Source organism: Enterococcus pallens ATCC BAA-351 (genome assembly GCF_000407485.1).
Lineage (GTDB): Bacteria > Bacillota > Bacilli > Lactobacillales > Enterococcaceae > Enterococcus_A > Enterococcus_A pallens.
Map to the genome: position 1 here is coordinate 876,195 of NZ_ASWD01000003.1, position 18,656 is coordinate 894,850.

The 18,656-nt window shown below is 38.8% G+C and carries 17 protein-coding genes and 2 pseudogenes; 1 reads left to right on the forward strand and 18 read right to left on the reverse strand.

Annotation, left to right across the window (positions count from 1 at the left end; genetic code table 11):
* Window positions 1-29: 29 nt before the first annotated feature.
* From I588_RS16810 to I588_RS16885, 17 genes and pseudogenes are all read right to left on the reverse strand, one after another.
* On the reverse strand, window positions 30-1,403 hold the full coding sequence (locus I588_RS16810) for an MATE family efflux transporter (RefSeq protein WP_010759963.1): 1,374 nt from the start codon (window positions 1,401-1,403) through the stop codon (window positions 30-32).
* A 212-nt stretch (window positions 1,404-1,615) separates the two neighbouring features.
* Window positions 1,616-2,293, reverse strand: a complete 678-nt coding sequence (gene phoU, locus I588_RS16815) for a phosphate signaling complex protein PhoU (protein WP_010759964.1) — start codon at window positions 2,291-2,293, stop codon at window positions 1,616-1,618.
* Window positions 2,294-2,317: 24 nt separating this feature from the next.
* Complete coding sequence (pstB, locus tag I588_RS16820) at window positions 2,318-3,073, reverse strand: phosphate ABC transporter ATP-binding protein PstB (protein ID WP_010759965.1); 756 nt, start codon at window positions 3,071-3,073, stop codon at window positions 2,318-2,320.
* A gap of 17 nt (window positions 3,074-3,090) precedes the next feature.
* Window positions 3,091-3,891 carry a phosphate ABC transporter ATP-binding protein PstB gene (gene pstB, locus I588_RS16825; protein ID WP_010759966.1) on the reverse strand — a complete coding sequence of 267 codons (801 nt, stop codon included), beginning with the start codon at window positions 3,889-3,891 and terminating at the stop codon, window positions 3,091-3,093.
* 10 nt (window positions 3,892-3,901) lie between these two features.
* Window positions 3,902-4,789, reverse strand: coding sequence for a phosphate ABC transporter permease PstA (gene pstA / locus I588_RS16830; protein ID WP_010759967.1), 888 nt, complete (start codon window positions 4,787-4,789; stop codon window positions 3,902-3,904).
* On the reverse strand, window positions 4,789-5,715 hold the full coding sequence (pstC, locus tag I588_RS16835) for a phosphate ABC transporter permease subunit PstC (RefSeq protein ID WP_010759968.1): 927 nt from the start codon (window positions 5,713-5,715) through the stop codon (window positions 4,789-4,791). Before pstC ends, pstA begins: the two co-directional genes overlap by 1 nt.
* A gap of 268 nt (window positions 5,716-5,983) precedes the next feature.
* The gene (locus I588_RS16840) at window positions 5,984-6,832 is read right to left on the reverse strand and encodes a phosphate ABC transporter substrate-binding protein PstS (RefSeq protein WP_010759969.1); all 849 of its coding nucleotides are present in this window, start codon (window positions 6,830-6,832) and stop codon (window positions 5,984-5,986) included.
* Between the two features lie 69 nt (window positions 6,833-6,901).
* Window positions 6,902-8,353 carry a cardiolipin synthase gene (gene cls / locus I588_RS16845; protein ID WP_010759970.1) on the reverse strand — a complete coding sequence of 484 codons (1,452 nt, stop codon included), beginning with the start codon at window positions 8,351-8,353 and terminating at the stop codon, window positions 6,902-6,904.
* Between the two features lie 135 nt (window positions 8,354-8,488).
* A complete protein-coding gene (gene ftsX, locus I588_RS16850; RefSeq protein ID WP_010759971.1) occupies window positions 8,489-9,373 on the reverse strand; it encodes a permease-like cell division protein FtsX in 885 nt (294 codons plus the stop codon).
* Window positions 9,366-10,055, reverse strand: coding sequence for a cell division ATP-binding protein FtsE (ftsE, locus tag I588_RS16855; RefSeq protein ID WP_010759972.1), 690 nt, complete (start codon window positions 10,053-10,055; stop codon window positions 9,366-9,368). Before ftsE ends, ftsX begins: the two co-directional genes overlap by 8 nt.
* 94 nt (window positions 10,056-10,149) lie before the next feature.
* A protein-coding gene (gene prfB / locus I588_RS16860) for a peptide chain release factor 2 (protein ID WP_179943933.1) occupies window positions 10,150-11,260 on the reverse strand; the annotation gives its coding sequence in 2 pieces (ribosomal slippage) (window positions 10,150-11,187 and window positions 11,189-11,260; 1,110 coding nt in all).
* Window positions 11,261-11,349: 89 nt separating this feature from the next.
* A pseudogene (locus I588_RS28225) lies at window positions 11,350-11,433 on the reverse strand (SEC-C metal-binding domain-containing protein); the annotation flags it as partial.
* Between the two features lie 74 nt (window positions 11,434-11,507).
* Window positions 11,508-13,881: pseudogene (secA, locus tag I588_RS16865) on the reverse strand (preprotein translocase subunit SecA); the annotation flags it as partial.
* Window positions 13,882-14,167: 286 nt separating this feature from the next.
* Window positions 14,168-14,713, reverse strand: a complete 546-nt coding sequence (hpf, locus tag I588_RS16870; RefSeq protein ID WP_010759975.1) for a ribosome hibernation-promoting factor, HPF/YfiA family — start codon at window positions 14,711-14,713, stop codon at window positions 14,168-14,170.
* A 139-nt stretch (window positions 14,714-14,852) separates the two neighbouring features.
* Entirely contained in the window at window positions 14,853-15,494 is a 642-nt protein-coding gene (locus tag I588_RS16875) for a ComF family protein (RefSeq protein ID WP_245569622.1), read from the reverse strand.
* A 23-nt stretch (window positions 15,495-15,517) separates the two neighbouring features.
* Window positions 15,518-16,822, reverse strand: coding sequence for a DEAD/DEAH box helicase family protein (locus I588_RS16880; RefSeq protein WP_010759977.1), 1,305 nt, complete (start codon window positions 16,820-16,822; stop codon window positions 15,518-15,520).
* A 55-nt stretch (window positions 16,823-16,877) separates the two neighbouring features.
* On the reverse strand, window positions 16,878-17,165 hold the full coding sequence (locus I588_RS16885; RefSeq protein WP_010759978.1) for a DUF7662 domain-containing protein: 288 nt from the start codon (window positions 17,163-17,165) through the stop codon (window positions 16,878-16,880).
* Window positions 17,166-17,239: 74 nt separating this feature from the next.
* On the opposite strand from I588_RS16885, the gene I588_RS16890 reads away from it, so the two are divergent.
* On the forward strand, window positions 17,240-17,884 hold the full coding sequence (locus I588_RS16890; protein ID WP_010759979.1) for a YigZ family protein: 645 nt from the start codon (window positions 17,240-17,242) through the stop codon (window positions 17,882-17,884).
* 9 nt (window positions 17,885-17,893) lie between these two features.
* On the opposite strand, the gene I588_RS16895 is transcribed toward I588_RS16890, so the two are convergent.
* Window positions 17,894-18,598: a GntR family transcriptional regulator gene (locus I588_RS16895; RefSeq protein WP_010759980.1), complete on the reverse strand. Its 705-nt coding sequence runs from the start codon at window positions 18,596-18,598 to the stop codon at window positions 17,894-17,896.
* Between the last annotated feature and the right edge of the window lie 58 nt (window positions 18,599-18,656).

The window sequence follows — 18,656 nt, forward strand, 5'->3', positions numbered from 1 at the left end:
GCAAAAATTCACAAAATCTTCTAGCATTTTTAGCTCCATTCGTTAGTTATCACTGGTGCAATTTCTTTGCTTAACACTCGATCACGCTTAGTCAACCGTTTGAAAAAAGCAACAGACGCAAGCGCAGCCACTGTTTCAGCAATAATAAATGAAAACCAAATACCATTAAGCCCCCAAATTTTACTCAGTAACCAAGCTAGCGGCATTGTAATACAAAATTGGCGTAGCAAGAAAACAACTAGCGACTCTTTCCCCTTACCCATTGATTGAAACAAAGTAGGCAAAATGAAACCAAAAGCCGCTGGGATAAAGCTAATGGAAATAATTCGTAGGGCTGGAACTCCCATCGCTTGCATTTCCTCTGAAGCATTAAATAAGCTTAATAATTCCGCAGGGATGAGCTGAAAAAGCAAAACACCTGCTAAAAGCATTCCCATGGCTGCACCTAAACAGATTTTCAAGCAATGCAACAGACGGCTGGCATCCTTTCTGCCATAATTGTAACCCATAATTGGCATCGCACCTTGAGTTAAACCACTGACTGGCATGAAGACAAATGTTTGCAGCTTATAATAGATTCCATATAAAGAAACTGCAGTTGTCGAAAAAGAAATTAAGATTGCATTTAATCCCATTACTAAAAAGGATCCTAAAGCATTCATACATGTATTAGGAATCCCAATAAATAGAATCTGCTTGAGAGTTTCAACATTGTATTTAAATTCCCGCAATTTTAATGTGATATCCTGATTCTTTTTTAGTAGGAAATAAAAAGACAACAGCATACAAATAAATTGTGCAGTAACGGTTGCAATAGCAGCTCCAGCAACCCCTAATGCAGGAAAGCTAAACCAGCCAAAAATCATAATTGGATCTAAAACAACATTCACTACTGCTCCAACAACTTGGATCATCATCGGAATATTCATTTGACCAGTCGATTGGAAAATCTTTTCTATTAATATATAGTAGAAACTCGTAAAACTAAAATAAACAACAATGTACATATAGCTAGATGCATCCGCAATAATCGCTGCATCTTGAGTAAACATTTGTAAAAAACGTTCAGTGCCCACTAATCCAAATAAACAAAAAATGATGGAAGCAAGCGTAGCCAGCAGCATCCCATGAGCAACTGTGCTATTGGCCTCCTTTTGATCTTGTTCCCCTAGTTTACGTGAAATATAAGAGTTCACTCCTACACCAATCCCCACCGACACAGAAATAATCAAACTTTGAATCGGAAAAACAATTGACACCGCAGTTAATGCTCCTTCACTGATTTGAGCCACATACATACTATCAACAATATTATAAAGCGACTGAATCAGCATTGAGACCATTGGCGGCAGTGCCATACCAAACAACAATGATGGCATTGGTTTTTCGGCCATTTTATTCATTTTAACATCCCTTCTTTCTCGCAGAAAAAGCCCCCTCTTACTATTTTAAGTCGTGAAAATAGCAAAAGACGGGCTTTAATAAGCAATATTCTATTATCGTCATTCTACAAAATTGACGATCACTTTTCAAGCTGATCTTAAAAAAATTATCATAAACCAATAAAACTTTGTGCTAAAAAGAAAAAGACACGCACAATGACGTGTCTTCAAAATTAAAATTGTTCATCGCGATTACTATTTAACTCTGTGATTTTACCAGTAGCTAAGTAAACAATCCATTCACAGATATTAGTGACATAATCAGCGATCCGTTCTAGATAACTGGCTACATTCAAATAATCCGTTCCGCTAATAATTGTTTCTGATTGCTGTTCCATCGTGTCCGTCGTCATTTTGTAAATTTGCTTAAAGTACTCATTAACACGTTCATCCATTTTAGCAATCATACGGGCATCTTTTTCGTCCGTTTTTACATAGGCGATCAGCACATTGTCCACCATTTTCTTCACATAGTCAGACATCTCTGAAATCTCTTGTTCAACCTCTAAAATCCGTGGCATTCCCTTTAGTCGAATAGTCGATTTGGCAACCGAAACGGCATGATCCCCCATCCGTTCCAAATCAGAGCTAGCTTTCATAATTGTAATGATTGTGCGCAAATCTGTTGTAACCGGCTGTTGTAAAGCAATCATTTCAAAGCTTTTCTTTTCCAGCTTTACTTCCATATTATTGATTTCAATATCGTTATCAATCACTTCTTGTGCTAAATGCTTGTCATGTTCAATATAGGAACGCACGGATTTGTGTACCGCGCTAGAAACCGACATCCCCATTTCATAAAACTGATTATGCAAGTTTAACAAATCTTCTTCAAACTGTGTACGTAGCATTGTTTACCTCCCTAATTCTTTTTTTTAACCGAATTTACCAGAAATATAATCTTCCGTTTCTTGTTTGCCAGGGTCTAGGAAGATTTTCTTTGTTTTGTCGAACTCGATAAGCTCGCCTTGTAAAAAGAAAGCTGTTTTATCAGAAATTCGTGAAGCTTGGGACATATTATGAGTTACAATAATAATCGTGTAGCGTTCCTTCAATTCCAAAAGCATGTTTTCAATTTTCCCGGTTGAAACAGGATCTAAGGCACTGGTTGGCTCATCCATCAAGATAATTTCTGGATTGACAGCCAAAACCCGAGCGATACAAACCCGCTGCTGCTGTCCACCAGACAAGGATAACGCACTCTCATGCAGTTTATCCTTCACGTCATTCCATACAGAGGCCGCTTTCAAGCTTTCTTCCACAACCTGATCTAATTTTGCTTTGTCTTTTTCACCTTTTAATTTTAACCCATAAACGATATTCTCGTAAATGGAAAATGGAAAAGGATTGGGTTGCTGGAAAACCATACCGATTTGTTTGCGCAATTCAACCGTATCAGTCTTAGGACTGTAAATATCCCGATTATTATACACTACACTACCGGTAATTGTTACGTCTGGAATCAAATCATTCATTCGATTCAGACAACGCAGATAAGTGGATTTCCCACAACCGGAAGGCCCGATCATTGCCGTGATTTCATTTTCATTAAAAGCTAAATCAATTCCCTTTAAGGCCTCTTTTTTCCCATAATACAGGTGAAGGTCTTTGGAAGTAATAATCTCAGACATTTATTTTCCTCCGTCTCTTAACCAAAGTGCCCAGATACATAATCTTCGGTCGCTTGGATTTTTGGTCGTGTAAAGATTTTACGAGTTTCATCATACTCAATCACATGACCAAGGTAAAAGAATGCAGTGTAATCACTAATACGAGCTGCCTGCTGCATATTATGGGTAACAATAATAATTGTATAGTCATCCTTCAATTGTGTTAAGGTTTCTTCTACTGTACCAGTCGAAATCGGGTCAAGGGCACTTGCTGGTTCATCTAAAAGTAAAATATCCGGCTTCATGGCAATTGCTCGAGCAATACACAGACGTTGCTGCTGTCCACCTGATAAAGCCAAAGCACTTTTGTCCAAGTTGTCCTTTACTTGATCCCATAAAGCCGCTTGCTTCAAACTGGTTTCAACCATTTCTTCTAGTTTGTGCTTATCCTTTTCTCCATGCTGCTTTAAAGCAAACGTGATATTCTCACGAATGGATTTACTGAAAGGATTTGGGCGTTGGAATACCATGCCGATTCGTTTACGCATTTCATATACGTCTATATTATCAGCATTGATGTCTACACCCTTATACATAATTTTCCCAGTCACACTGGCACTGCTAATGCCATCATTCATCCGGTTCAATGAACGCAAGTACGTAGACTTTCCGCAACCAGATGGTCCAATTAAAGCCGTAATCTTGTTTTTCTCGAACTCTAAATCGACACCTTTGATTGCTTCATTTTCTCCATAATAAACATGTAAATCCTCTGTGTGGAGAACGATATCTCCAGGCATATGGATAATATTGCGTTCTTCCCAATTATATTCTTTCATCGAATTCTCCTTATGCTGAGGTCATCTTTTTATGCAGACGTTTGCCTATCGCCCGCGCACCAAAGTTAAATAGCAATACTGCAATAATCAAGACTGCCGAAGCACCTGCAGAGACACTTGCACCATCCGGCATGGTTCCCTCAGTATTGATCTTCCAAATGTGTACTGCCAAAGTTTCTGCTTGTCTGAAAATACTAATCGGACTAGAAACACTCAATGGATTCCAGTTAGTAAAATCTAAAGCTGGAGCACTTTGTCCTGCAGTATAAATCAAAGCAGCTGCCTCACCAAAAATACGACCTGAACTCAAAATGATCCCCGTTAAAATTCCTGGTGAAGCATCTGGGACAACAATTTTGGTCACAGTTTCCCAACGAGATAAGCCCAAAGCCAATCCAGCCTCCCGCTGAGTATAATGAATTGCCCGTAAAGATTCTTCAATATTACGTGTCAGTAAAGGCAGATTGAACAAGGTTAAAGCTAATGCCCCTGACAAAATTGAAAAGCCATAACCAAATTGAATAACAAATACTAAGAACCCGAATAAACCAACTACTACTGATGGTAATGAGCTCAAGATCTCAATAGAGGTTCGAATTAAACCTGTCAGCCAATTATCCTTCGCATACTCTGAAAGATAAATTCCTGCTCCTAAAGAAATCGGAAAGCTGATCAGCATAGTAATGAACAATAAGAAGATTGAGTTGAATAATTGAATACCAATACCACCGCCTGCTTGATAAGCTTTAGAAGGTGAGGTTAAAAATTCCAAAGAAATGTGCGGCAACCCGCGAATTAAAATATAAAGTAATAGAAAAGCCAAAATACAAACAATTAATCCAGAGATCACGTATAAGACACCTGTAGCAATCTTATCTGCGCGTTTTGCTTTATCCATTATTTAATCGCTCCTTTTTTACCAATATAGCGAATCACAATGTTGAAAACTAAAGACATAAACAACAGGATTAGCGCTAACGACCACAGTACATTGTTTTCTACAGTTCCCATAATAGTGTTTCCGATTCCCATTGTTAAAATTGAAGTTAAAGTTGAAGCTGGCGTAGTTAAACTAGTTGGCATCAAAGCTGCATTACCAATTACCATTTGAATGGCTAAGGCTTCACCGAATGCACGCGCCATCCCAAATACAACCGCCGTTAAAATTCCTGGAATTGCTGCCCGCAGCACAACTTTGTAAATAGTTTGCCAACGAGTACCTCCCAGAGCCAAAGAAGCCTCTCGGTAGTACCGTGGAACAGATTTCAATGTATCGACAGTCATCGTTGTTACTGTTGGCAAAATCATTACAAACAGAACAAATGTCCCAGATAAAATTCCGAATCCAGTTCCGCCAAAAACGGAACGTACCATTGGCACAATAACCGATAAACCGATAAATCCATAAACAACAGATGGAATACCCACCAACAATTCAATTACTGGTTGTAAAAACTTTTGTCCCTTATTGGGTGAAATTTCTGTCATAAAGACTGCCGCACCAATCGCAAAGGGGGTTGCTACAATTGCTGATAAAAAGGTAACGATAAATGAGCCCACAATCATCGGCAAGGCCCCTACTAACGGCTGACCATCTGGCCCCGTGGCACTAGGATTCCAAGTCGTCCCAAATAAAAAGTCAAAAACATTAATTTTATCTACAAAAAATGTAGCCAACCCTTTGCTGGCAACAAAATAGAAGATAGCACCTACTACAAATACAATCAAGGCAATACAGATGAAGCTAATGAATCGCCCTCGTTGCTCAATACGTGCTCTTTTTGATTTAGTGGTAAGAGCTTTTTTTACTTCTTCATTCTCCAAAGGATATTCCTCCTAAACGATAATCTAACGGATTCATTTTACAAGTTGAACGTCAATTTCTTTTTAATCTTGTGTAAAGCTTGGATGACAATTGTAAAGATTGTGTAAATTCACATAATCAACGGTGATTTATCTCAATTTTAGCCTAATTTTTCAGATACTCAAAGTAATCCTACTTTTGCCAAAGATCCCAACTTTTTAAATACAAAAAAGTTCAATGCTTCCACACTCAAATAAAATTTCACAAAAAAAACTGAGGATTTCCGCCTCAGTTTACAATATTTCCTTGCCAGTCACGTTCAACCTTCATAGAAGAAATTGGAATATAGCCTAATTGGGGAACAATTCGATTCTGTATTTCCTCTGACTGAATGTATTCTAAAAATTCAGCACTCAATTCACTCGGTTTCCCTTTAGTATACATATGCTCATAAGCCCAAATTTGCCATTTATTCACAGTGACATTCTCATCCGTGGGCTCAACCCCATCGATACTAAGTGTTTGTACATCATCACTCACATATGAAAATGCCGTATAGCTAATAGCACCTGGAGTATCAGCAACGATTTGACGAACCATTCCGCTAGAATCTTGTTCCTGAGCTCGGACAGCTGTCTGACCATCCAATACCCATTTTTCAAAAGTAGCTCGAGTTCCACTGCCGGAAGCGCGGTTCAAAATAACGACATCTTCATCGGTTCCGCCAAGTTCTTTCCAGTTGGTAATCTCACCTAAAAAGATCTTACGCAAATTTTCTAAAGAAATATCTTTCACACCGACATTCTTGTTTACAATTGGGGTGATCCCGACTACTGCAACTTTATGGTCAGTTAGTTGATCCGCTTTAATCCCACTTTTTTCTTCCGCAAATACATCAGAATTGCCGATTTCAACTGCACCAGATTGTACCTGGCTTAATCCCGTACCACTTCCGCCACCTTGGACATTAACGAATTTTCCAGGATTTTCACTTTGATATTCTTCAGCAACTGTTTCCACTAAAGGCTGCAGTGCAGATGAACCAACAGCTGTAATTGATTCACCACGATCGATCCATTTAGAACAGCCAGACAATAAAAGTACAGTCCCTAGGAGGGGCAGTAACCATTTTTTCATTTGGATTCTCCTTTAAATAAAATAAGCTAGTTTATTGTACCATTTCATTTTTAAAGAGCAAGAGATATTTTACAATAATGGTGAGATCAGACGAGCAATTCCTTCTTTAAACTTAATTACTACCCCACGTTGATCATAGCGCTCCTGAGTTAATAATTCCGACTTCTCAGAATCTTTGAAGAAAGCATTGCGAACCTTAGAAGCAAATTGACTGTCATAAATGACTGTGTTTACTTCAAAATCTAGTTGAAAGGATCGAACATCAATGTTCGCTGAGCCAACTGAAGCAATCCCCTCATCAATAATCATCGTTTTCGCATGAATAAACCCATTTTCGTAAGTCTCAATTATAGCTCCGTATTCCAAAAGCTCAGCTGCAAAGGAATAAGTCGCCCAATAAACCAAAATATGATCCGGCTTGTTAGGAATTTGAATGCGTACCTTCACACCTGATAGTAAAGCAGACTTCAGAGCTTCATGAATAGAGTCATCTGGAATATAGTATGGCGTTTGAATCAGTATTTCTTTTTTAGCCAGATTGATCATTTTCAAGTATGTCATCTTAATCTGCTCATGAGCACTATCTGGTCCACTGGTTACAATTTGCAAAGCACAATGCCCCTCAGAATCAATCTTTGGAAAATAAATCGGCTCATACAAGACTTCATTCTTATGCTGGGAATTCCAATCCATTAAAAAGCGGTTTTGCAAAGAATATACGATATCTCCATGTACACGAATATGATTGTCACGCCAATAGCCAAATTTTTCCACTAACCCTAAATACTCATCACCAACATTGAAGCCGCCAGTATAGCCAATCTCCCCATCAATAACAACAATTTTACGATGATTGCGATAGTTCATTCGAGGATTTAAATAGGGTACAAATAGTGGAAAAAAGAATTCGACTTCTCCACCAGCCTCTAGTAATGGTGCAAAAAATTTACGATTTACTTGGGTAGATCCCCAAGCATCTAGTAAAAGGCGCACCTTAACTCCTCGTTTAGCTGCCTCGGTTAAGGCATCTCTTACTTCTACACCTAACGCATCACTGCGATAGATGTAATATTCCATATGAATATGAAGACTTGCCTTTTGAATATCCGCTAGCAATGCGTCGAATTTCTCCCTACCATCAGTATACAGGGTAACCTCGTTATTCGTCGTGTAAAGTGAACTTTCAAACATGGTTAGCATATAAATCAATTGTTTCGGGTCTACTTGATCCGTTGAGGGCTTAGGAAATAATCCCCGAGCTAGAGCACGCTGCTGCTGTTCGATCTCAACATTCATTCCCACCTTAGTCTGCATCTTCAAATCAAAAATACGTTCCTTCGAGATACCTTTTCCTAAAAAGATGTACATGACGAAACCTACAACAGGCAAGAAAGTTAGAATTAACAACCAGGCCCAAGTTGTAACAGTATCCTTTCGTTCTCGAAAGACAATAATTAATGACAAAATTGTATTCACGATTAAGAAAACTAAGCCCATATGTCCCATCAAAAAACTTATCATGCTCCCACTCCTTCTTTTAAAGAATAGCGAAGAAGGTCCTGAAAGTAAACAAAAACATAGCTATTTTACAGATTCTGCTTTCTTATAGCAAAATAAAAAGTGTTGGCAAAATGAATCGCCAACACTTGCTTTGCTCTAAATTTTTAAGAAACGACGCATTGAAATGATCGATCCTAACGATCCAATTAAATATCCTCCTACAGCCATTAAAACATCCAGCTTCCAAACAATACTGCTTGGCGTTAACAAGTTCAAGTTAGACTGTAGTAAATATGGTGCAGCTAATTCATAGATTTGCTGATATCCATATGTCAAAATTAAAATAGGAACAATCGAACCAATTAAACCAATCCAGCCACCTTCCAAGAAGAACGGCCAACGAATATACCCATTTTTGGCTCCTACTAAACGCATAATTTGAATTTCGCGTTTACGGGAAATAATTGTAATTCGAATCGTATTGGAAATTAGGAAAATTGCTACAAAAATCAGCAAGGCTGCGGCTGCTAGCCCCCAAGTTCTGACAACTCCGGCAATTGTAATAATCCGATCCGCCGAATTACCACCGTAATCGGCACGATTAACATTTGGCAGCTTACTTGCTTGGTCAGCAACAGGTTTGATGTACTGAGAATCTGTTGCACTAACAATATAGACATCATACAAAGGATTATTGTCACCTTCAAATAAATCCCAAGCATCCCCTAAAGCGGACTGGATCTTTTTAAGCTGATCTTCTTTACTAGAAAACTGAACCTTATCAACATGAGAAATATCAGCTAAGTCACCCTTTAACGCTTTTAAATCTTTTTCACTAGTACCGATGTCCACAAAGACCGTTACATCGACATTGCCTTCAACATCTTCGGCTAGTTTTGTTGCATTCATAATAATTGCTAGAAAGACACCTGCTAACGTTAATGTGATGGTTACTGCACTGACAGAAGCCAAAGTCATCCAGCCATTACGTTTTAAGCTTTTGACACTTTCCAACAAATGTCGGAAGAAATTTCTAATCATCGAATTCGTATTCTCCTCCCGCTTCGTCTCGAACAATCAAGCCATTTTCAATCGCAATCAATCGGTGACGCATCGTATCCACAATTGTCTTATTATGAGTTGCCATGACAATTGTTGTTCCTTGTGCATTGATCCGTTCCAGTAATTTCATGATTTCCCATGACGTTTCTGGATCAAGGTTTCCCGTAGGTTCGTCAGCAATTAATACTTTCGGTGTATTAACGATCGCCCGAGCAATAGATACCCGTTGTTGTTCCCCACCAGATAGTTCTCCTGGAAACACACGAACTTTATGCTTTAAGCCAACTAAATCTAAAACTTCCATTACTCGCTTTTTAATATCTCGAGGCTTACGTCCAATTACCTGCATAGCATAGGCAACATTTTCATAAACTGTTTTTCGTGGCAGTAATTTAAAGTCTTGGAAAACCACACCAACGTCTCGGCGTAAATAAGGTACATCTCGGTTCTTAATTTTCAACAAATCATGACCGGCTACTTCCAATTTTTTCCCAGAAGTTGCTTTTTCTTCCCGGTACATCAATTTGATAAAGGTTGATTTCCCACTTCCTGAGGGTCCTACAACATATACAAACTCCCCTTGATCAATATTGACCGTAAGACCGCGAACCGCCGTAGTCTTATTGGGATACTTTTTCACCACATCTTTCATTTCAATCATGGTTATCTCTCCATATCCTCTTAAATTCTTAGCTATTATAGCACGGAAACATTGCAACAGGCTTTCAGTAGTTTACAATTTGATTTCATTTGACTTAGCTGCTCTGACCTAAATGCCATTTCAAGTAAGCATCGATAAAAGGATCCAGATCGCCATCCATGACTGCTTGCACATTACCTGTTTCATAATTTGTACGGTGATCCTTGACCATAGAGTAAGGATGAAAAACGTAAGAACGAATCTGCGAGCCCCAGCTAATATCCATTTGTTCGCCACGCAATGCAGCTGCTTCTTGTTCCTTCTTATCCAGTTCCATTTGGTACAGCTTCGCTTTCAGCATAGTCATTGCTGTTTCCCGATTATGAAATTGGGATCGCTGTGCTTGGCTGGCAACCACTGTTCCGGTAGGTAAATGGGTAATACGGACAGCCGAAGAAGTCTTATTAATGTGCTGACCACCGGCACCACTGGCCCGATAAACATCTATCTTCAAATCATCAGGGTTCACTTCTACCTCAATAGTACCATCTAATTCCGGCATAACGTCAACAGAGCAAAATGAAGTATGGCGTCGATTTGCTGAGTCAAAGGGAGAGATGCGCACTAATCGATGAACGCCTTTTTCAGACTTCAAATAGCCATAAGCATTTACGCCCTTAATCATCAAAGTAACACTTTTGATACCTGCTTCATCTCCAGCCTGATAATCAATGGTTTCTACACCAAAACCATGCTGCTCAGCCCAGCGAGTGTACATTCTTAATAGCATTGATCCCCAATCCTGTGACTCAGTGCCCCCGGCTCCTGGGTGAAGTTCTAAAATAGCATTATTTTTATCATAAGGAGCATCTAACAGCAAGGATAGTTCAAAACTAGCCACCTGATCTTTTAACTGCTGCAGTCGATCCACCAGCTCTGTTTGCAATTCGGGATCATATTCCTCCTGCTGCATCTCCACCATTAAATTCAGTTCTTCTGCCTCATCCTTGATATCATTAAATTTAGTAAAGGTTTCTTTTTCTAAATTATTTTTATTAATCAGCTCCTGCGCTTTTTCAGAATCATCCCAAAAGCCTGGATCCGCCATTTGATGTTCGGCTTCAGCAATATCTTCTTCTAGGCGATCGAGGTCAAAGAGACCCCCTAAAGCTGTTTACTTGTTCTTGGATTGTATCCAACAAGTTTCTGATCTCTGCGTTTTCCAAAGTCTTTCCCTCTTTCTTTATGGATCAATTAACATAGAAAGACGAGACATAGCTGTTAGGCTACTATGTCCCGTCCGATAGTTAGGATATTATTCTCCCTTACCGTGGCAGTTCTTGTATTTTTTACCACTACCGCACGGACATGGATCGTTCCGTCCTACTTTTTGAACCTTTTTCGGCATTCTTTTTGTACTAGTTAAATTTTTAGGATCGCCATCGGCTTCAACAGGATGCGTTTCCTGTGGTTCAGCTACTTGTTCCCGCTGAACATTTTGACGAATTTCAGCTTTCATGAACAAACGAGTAACTTCATACTCAATTGCGCCAACCATGTCCTCAAACATAGTATAACCTTCAGTTTGGTACTCTACCAATGGATTATTTTGTCCATAAGCCCGCAGACCAATTGACTGACGTAATTGATCCATTGCATCAATGTGATCGGTCCATTTAGTATCTACTACACGCAAGATGACAACCTTCTCAAACTCTAACAATTGTTCTGGGCTGTGCAATTGTGCAGCTTTGGCTTCAAATACTTCTTTCGCACGCTCAAACAACAAATCCTTCATTTCTTCTGGTGTTTTATTTTCCAAATCAGACACTGAAATAGAATCTTCATGAATTAAAGCATTGCCAGCAAAATCTACGATGCTTTCTAATGTCCAATTGTCCTTTTCAAGTTGAGTATGACTGTCTACAACGCGAGAAATCGTCCGACGAACCATGTTTAATAATTGTGGAGAAAGATCTTTTTCTTCCATAATTACATCTTGACGTTGTTTATAGATAACTTCCCGTTGTTCCCGCATAACATCATCGTATTGCAAAACATTTTTACGAGTGTCATAGTTATTTCCTTCTACTCGTTTTTGTGCAGATTCAACTTGTTTGGTCAACATTTTACTTTGGATAACTGCATCTTCTTCTTCCACTTTCATACGATCCAAGAAGGCCTTGATTCGTTCAGAACCGAACCGCTTCATTAAATCATCTTCAAGAGATAAATAGAATTGAGAAACCCCTGGATCTCCTTGACGACCAGAACGTCCACGCAGCTGGTTATCAATACGTCGTGATTCATGGCGTTCTGTACCAATAACTGCTAAACCGCCTAATTCAACAACACCTAAACCTAGTTTGATATCCGTACCACGACCAGCCATATTGGTTGCGATAGTTACCGCACCTTTTTGTCCAGCGTTCATAATAATCTCAGCTTCCTTGAAGTGATTTTTAGCATTCAATACTTCATGAGGAATTTTTTCATTGTTTAGCATATCTGATAACAATTCAGACGTCTCAACTGCTACCGTACCAACAAGAATCGGTTGTCCTTTACGATGACGTTCTTTGATATCCTGCACCACTGCTTTAAATTTACTTTCCAAAGTCGGGTACAATAAGTCAGCATGGTCTTCACGAATAACCGGCTGGTTCGTTGGAATTTGAATAACTTCGATATTGTAGATTTCACGAAATTCTTCTTCTTCCGTTTTCGCCGTACCTGTCATCCCAGATAATTTCTTGTACATACGGAAATAGTTCTGGAATGTAATGGTAGCCATTGTTTTCGTTTCGTCTTCGATCTCTACGCCTTCTTTTGCTTCGATCGCTTGGTGTAAACCGTCAGAATAGCGGCGACCATCCATTATTCGACCAGTAAATTGGTCAACAATTAGGACTTTTCCTTCTTGAACCACATAATCAATATCACGAATCATAATGTAGTTTGCACGCAATGCTTGATCTAGGTGATGTGTTAATGCAGTATTTTCTAAATCATACAAGTTTTCTAGACCAAAATTATCCTCAGCCTTTTCGATTCCTTGTTCAGTCAAACCAATTGTTTTTGATTGAACGTCAATCTTGTAATCATCGTCTTCTCGCAATCGTTTAATGAAATTATCCGTGCGAGTATATAGAGCGGTAGATTTTTCAGCAGCTCCCGAAATAATCAAAGGTGTTCTAGCTTCATCAATTAAGATAGAATCGACCTCATCGACGATTGCATAGTTTAGCGGACGCTGAACCATTTGGCTGCGGTAAACTACCATGTTGTCTCTTAAATAATCAAAACCAAGCTCGTTGTTGGTACTATAAGTAATATCACAGGCATAAGCTTCTCGTTTTTCATCGGCGGTTTTTGAATTGATATTCAAGCCAACACTTAAGCCTAGGAAATTATATAGTTCTCCCATCTCAGTCGAGTCACGAGTTGCCAAATATTCATTCACGGTAACAACATGAACGCCTTCCCCAGTTAGAGCGTTCAAATAAACCGGCATTGTCGCGGTCAAAGTCTTACCTTCACCGGTTTTCATTTCTGGAATATTACCATCATGTAATACAACGCCACCCATTAACTGTACATGGTAAGGATATAATCCTAATACTCGCTTAGCTGCTTCACGTACTACTGCAAAAGCTTCTGGTAACAGCTCATCCAAAGTTTCTCCATTTTGATAACGCGTTCTAAACTCATCTGTTTTTGCTCGAAGTTGTTCGTCGGAGAGTTTCTCCATATCGTCAGCGTATCGCTCGACTTGATTCGCTATACCATCTAAACGCTTCAGTTCTTTTTTATCGTTTTCGATCATCTTTCTTAGAAAGTTTGCCATTCGTTTTTCTTACTCCTTTATGCTCTCTTTGATTTGTCTACAAATCCGCTAGTCTATTTTATCATTAGTCCTGCGGAAAAGAAACTTATCCCTAGAATAAAAAGAATATCTTTACAAAAAGTACTACCTACTTTTAGTACTTTCACCTAAAAACACTCTCGAACTCCTCTTTTTTGATAAAAAATTAGAGGCTTCGAGAGTTACATTAAGAAATTTTCCACAAAAAAAGTTTGTTCATGTTGCTGTAAAAGTAGAAAACCCTCAGCCAAGGCTGAGGGTTAAATGCTTAATCTGTTTCAATTAAACCATATTTGCCATCTTTACGACGATAAACAATGCTGGTTCCGTTAGTCTCAGCATCTTCAAAAATAAAGAAGTTGTGTCCTAACATGTTCATTTGTAATACGGCTTCTTCGCTGCCCATTGGTTTTAAAGAAAGACGTTTTGTACGCACAATTTCTAATTCTGAAGTTTCTTCTGCTTCATCATTCAACTCTACGGCAACCTCACGGGTTGGTAAAGAAGTTTCGCGTGCTTTACGATTAATTTTTGTTTTAAATTTACGGATTTGACGTTCTAATTTATCCACTACCAAATCAATACTTGCATATAAATCTGGTGAAGTTTCCTCTGCACGTAGCACTAAGTAAGGAAGAGGAATCGTTACTTCAACTTTAGCTGTTTTTTCAGTATAAACTTTTAAGTTCACGTGTGCAGTTGCATCGGGCACATCTGTGAAGTAGCGTTCTAGTTTCCCCACTTTCTTCTCTACATAATCACGAATTGCTTCAGTAACTTCGATATTTTCTCCTCGAACGTTATATCTAAACATACAAATTGCCCCTTTCGTCTACCAACTGAAGATACGGGGAAGGACCACTCTTCGCCCCACTTCTTAACTCTATTATAACCAACTCTAATCGGTTTGCAAAGTAAATCGCTATCATTTTTTTATCTAAAACTAGAAATTATTATCTAGCAAAACTCAAGCTTTGCACTGTTTTGACGCCATTTTCATATAGAATTTCCGCCGCGTGAAACAAAGTTCTGCCAGTAGTATAAACGTCATCAATTATAAGAATATTTTTATCTCTAATTTTGCTTTCATCTTCCTCTAATTCGTATGGTTGAGGCATTTGCAATCGTTCGAAACGTTTTTTCATCGCTTGAGGCGTCCCGTCCTCTTTTCTTTTCAATAGTAATTCATAAGAACAATTTGCTGCTTCTAAACAGCCAATTACTTGATTAAATCCTCGTTGATCAAAACGCTCTTTAGATAGTGGAATTGGGCAAAATAAAAAATCAGAATAATTTTGCAGCTCCTGCTTTAATTCCTGAGCAAAGGCCTTTCGCAAACGATAATCTCCTTTAAACTTGTAAGCTTCAATCCATCGCTGAAATCCTTCATCGTAAGCAAATAAAGCTCTATTTTGTAAAGTATATCCTTGTATCTCTCGCCATCTTTGACAATCGGAACACAGAATCCCATCATTTTTCCTTCCGCATCCTGGACAAGTTGTTGTATCTTTTAAACGAAAAAATTGTTGCTGACAGCAAGTGCACAATACATCAGAGGTTTTAAACCATTCAATGAGGGTTAAATTTTCAATCATATCAGTCTGACAATTGCTGCATTTCATTCAATCAACCCCGCTTTTTTCGCTAGGCGATTGTTTTCTTCAATTTCCTTTATCGCTTGCTTAATCGTTCTAGTCCATTCACTTGTGACAAAGCAAACCTCTGCTTCACGAAAAGGCCCTTTACGATCAGCTCTTCCTGAAATCTGAACTAAAGCCGCTTTGTTAAAAACCTGGTGAGACGCCGCTAAAATCATGACCGATACACCTTCAAAGGTTACCCCCCGTTCTAAAATGGTAGTAGTAATTAGGAGTTGATACTTACTGTCCCGCATATTTTCTACCTTTATTGAACGCTCTTCATCATTCGCAAAAACAGTGGTCAAAGTCAATGTTGGTTCCTTCGCTAACAACTGTTTTGCGACAACTTCAAGCAACGGAATACTTGGACAAAACAGCAAAACATCATTCTTCTTTAATAAACGCATCAACTCATTGATAACTGCTTTAGGCAGCTTTCCTTGAAACAGCTGTTTATAGAGGAATACTGACAATAAAACTTTAGGCACTGGAAGTTGTCTTCTATGATAACGTCCGGGCAAACGGTAGCAGCGCTCTACCGAATGTTGCAGCAGCTTAGCTGGAGTTGCACTTAGATAGACGATTTTCCCTTGCAATCTTTTGCTGCGCATAACAGCCTGCTCTAAAAAAGAATTATTAGCGTAAGGAAAAGCATCGACTTCATCTAAAATAATTAAATCAAAGGTATTATGGTAGCGAAACAGTTGATGAATAGTACAAACAATCCACTGGTTTCCTGCATCAATTCTCTTGCTGCCATGATACAAACTAATTTTTTCGTGCTGAAAGGATTGAGTAAAACGTAAATGTAGTTCATTACAAACATCTACCCTTGGAGAAGTAACCGCAATCCGTTTGCCTTGTGATAAATAGTCTTGAATTAAAGGGAACAACATCTCAGTTTTTCCAGCCCCAGTAACTGCCCAGATTAAAAATGTATCAGCCAATGATTGATCTGCCACTAGCTGATCGGCTATTTCCTGTTGTGCTTGTGATAAAGTTCCGGTCCATTGACAAGATACACTGCGTCTTAACAGCGAAGTTAGTGGAAAAGTGTACAGCAATTGATTGCTGCTGATGCGTCCTAAGCTGATGCAAAACGGACAATAGTAAAAACCTGCAGGAACCTGTTCACTAGAATTACTGCCGCAGCGTTGACAAAGCATGCCTGATTTTTCATGCTTGATCATCGCTGGGATCGTTTGAGCTTTTGTTATATCGATGGTGGGATAAAAGGTTTCCCACTCACTTTTTAACAGGCGTTGCCCCTCATATACATTCATTGTCTTCACCTCGTAATAATATACGCAAAAAAAGTGAACGAATTTTTAACTTCGCTCACTTTTTGAAGAACCAATTGGACTTAACCAAACGATTGAAAACAACATATTCTTTTTTTAGATTAACATGTACTACTTCATATCCAGCATTCAGCCACCCATAGGCACCTTTTTCAGGATGACGATAATCATTTGCCCACCAATCTGAATCCTCTCGGGCTGTTTTAGGCAGTCCGCTGCTAGGAAATAATAATTCATCGTATTGAGTAAACGTTAATGTAACCTGCGAACCGCCATTACTTTTAAGGTAATGAGTAATCCCGTCATATTTTTTGGTTCGAGCCATTATCTGTTCCTCCTTTTTGATGATCCATTTCTTTTTTTTAGTGGTTCCTCTATACTATACTTTGAGGTGATAAAATGTTGCAAAGTTATCGAACAATTCAGCAAGATAGTGTTCATGAAACCGAGATTAAAAAATCTCAGTTCATCTGTTCCTTAAAGCGCGTAACAACTGAAGAAGAAGCAAAGGCTTTCATTCAAGCAATAAAAAAAGAGCATTGGAAAGCGAACCACAACTGCAGTGCTTATGTGCTGGGAGATCATCAAGAGATTCAACGAACTAGTGATGATGGCGAGCCTAGTGGCACAGCTGGTGTTCCTATGCTAGAGGTTTTGAAAAAAAATGATCTCATTAACGTCGCCGTTGTTGTCACTCGCTATTTTGGTGGAATTAAGCTAGGTGCTGGCGGACTAATTCGGGCATATTCTGGCGCAGTTGCCCACGCAATTCGCGGAACCGGAATTGTTGAGGGACGATTGCAGCAAGAAATTATGGTTACACTGAATTATGCTAGCTGGGCTAAAATGGAGAATTTTATTGAAAACCAGCAGATTCCTGTAAAGGATACCCAGTTTACCGATCAAGTAGTTGTAACCTGTATGATTGATCAACCAAAAATTGATGAGTTCGAAGACCAGGTCACTGATCTTTTGAGTGGTCAAGCAACCTTTGATACTGGAGAAATCGCTTATTTTGAACAACTTGTAAAGGAAGCAGATTAGTTGCTTCCTTTATTTTTCCAAATAAAATTCAAAACGACTACCAACATACTGCGTTCGAACATATTCAAAGGGTTGCCCATCAGCTAGATAGGATATTTGACGCAAGCGCAAAATCGCATCTCCTCGTTTGATTTGCAGATAATCAGCAATTTGCTCTGAAGCTAGGATTGCAGAAACTGTTTGATTTGCTCGCCCGATCTCCATCCCTTTTTGTTGCAATGTATGGTAAAAGGAATCGGTAATTTCTTCTTTACTGAAGCCCTTAACAATTTTTGCCGGTATACTTGCAACTTCAAAGCAGATCGGGATATTATCTGCATAACGAATTCGTTCCATCCGCAAAATTTGATCTCCTTTTGCCATTCCTAAGTTTTCAGCTTCACTAGAACTGGCTGGTGAATGGAAAAATGAAATAGTTTTGCTAGAAGGAATACGATTTTGTGATTCCATAATATCAGTAAAGCTGGTGGTTCCGCTCATTTTTTCCTGAACTTTTTCATTTGCAACGTAGGTTCCGGAACCAATTTTACGTTCCAAAATTCCTTCGTCTGCCAAAGTTTGGATAGCTTGCCGTAAAGTCATTCGACTGACTTTGAATTTCACTGATAATTCCCGTTCAGACGGCAAACGATCTCCGACCTTCCAAACACCCTTTTCAATTTCATCTTTCAATTGGTCATGTATTTGAATATAAACCGGGACTTGATTAGCCATTTTGATCGCTCCTCTTTTTTATCCATTATAACTGGTATATACCTCATTCACAATAAAA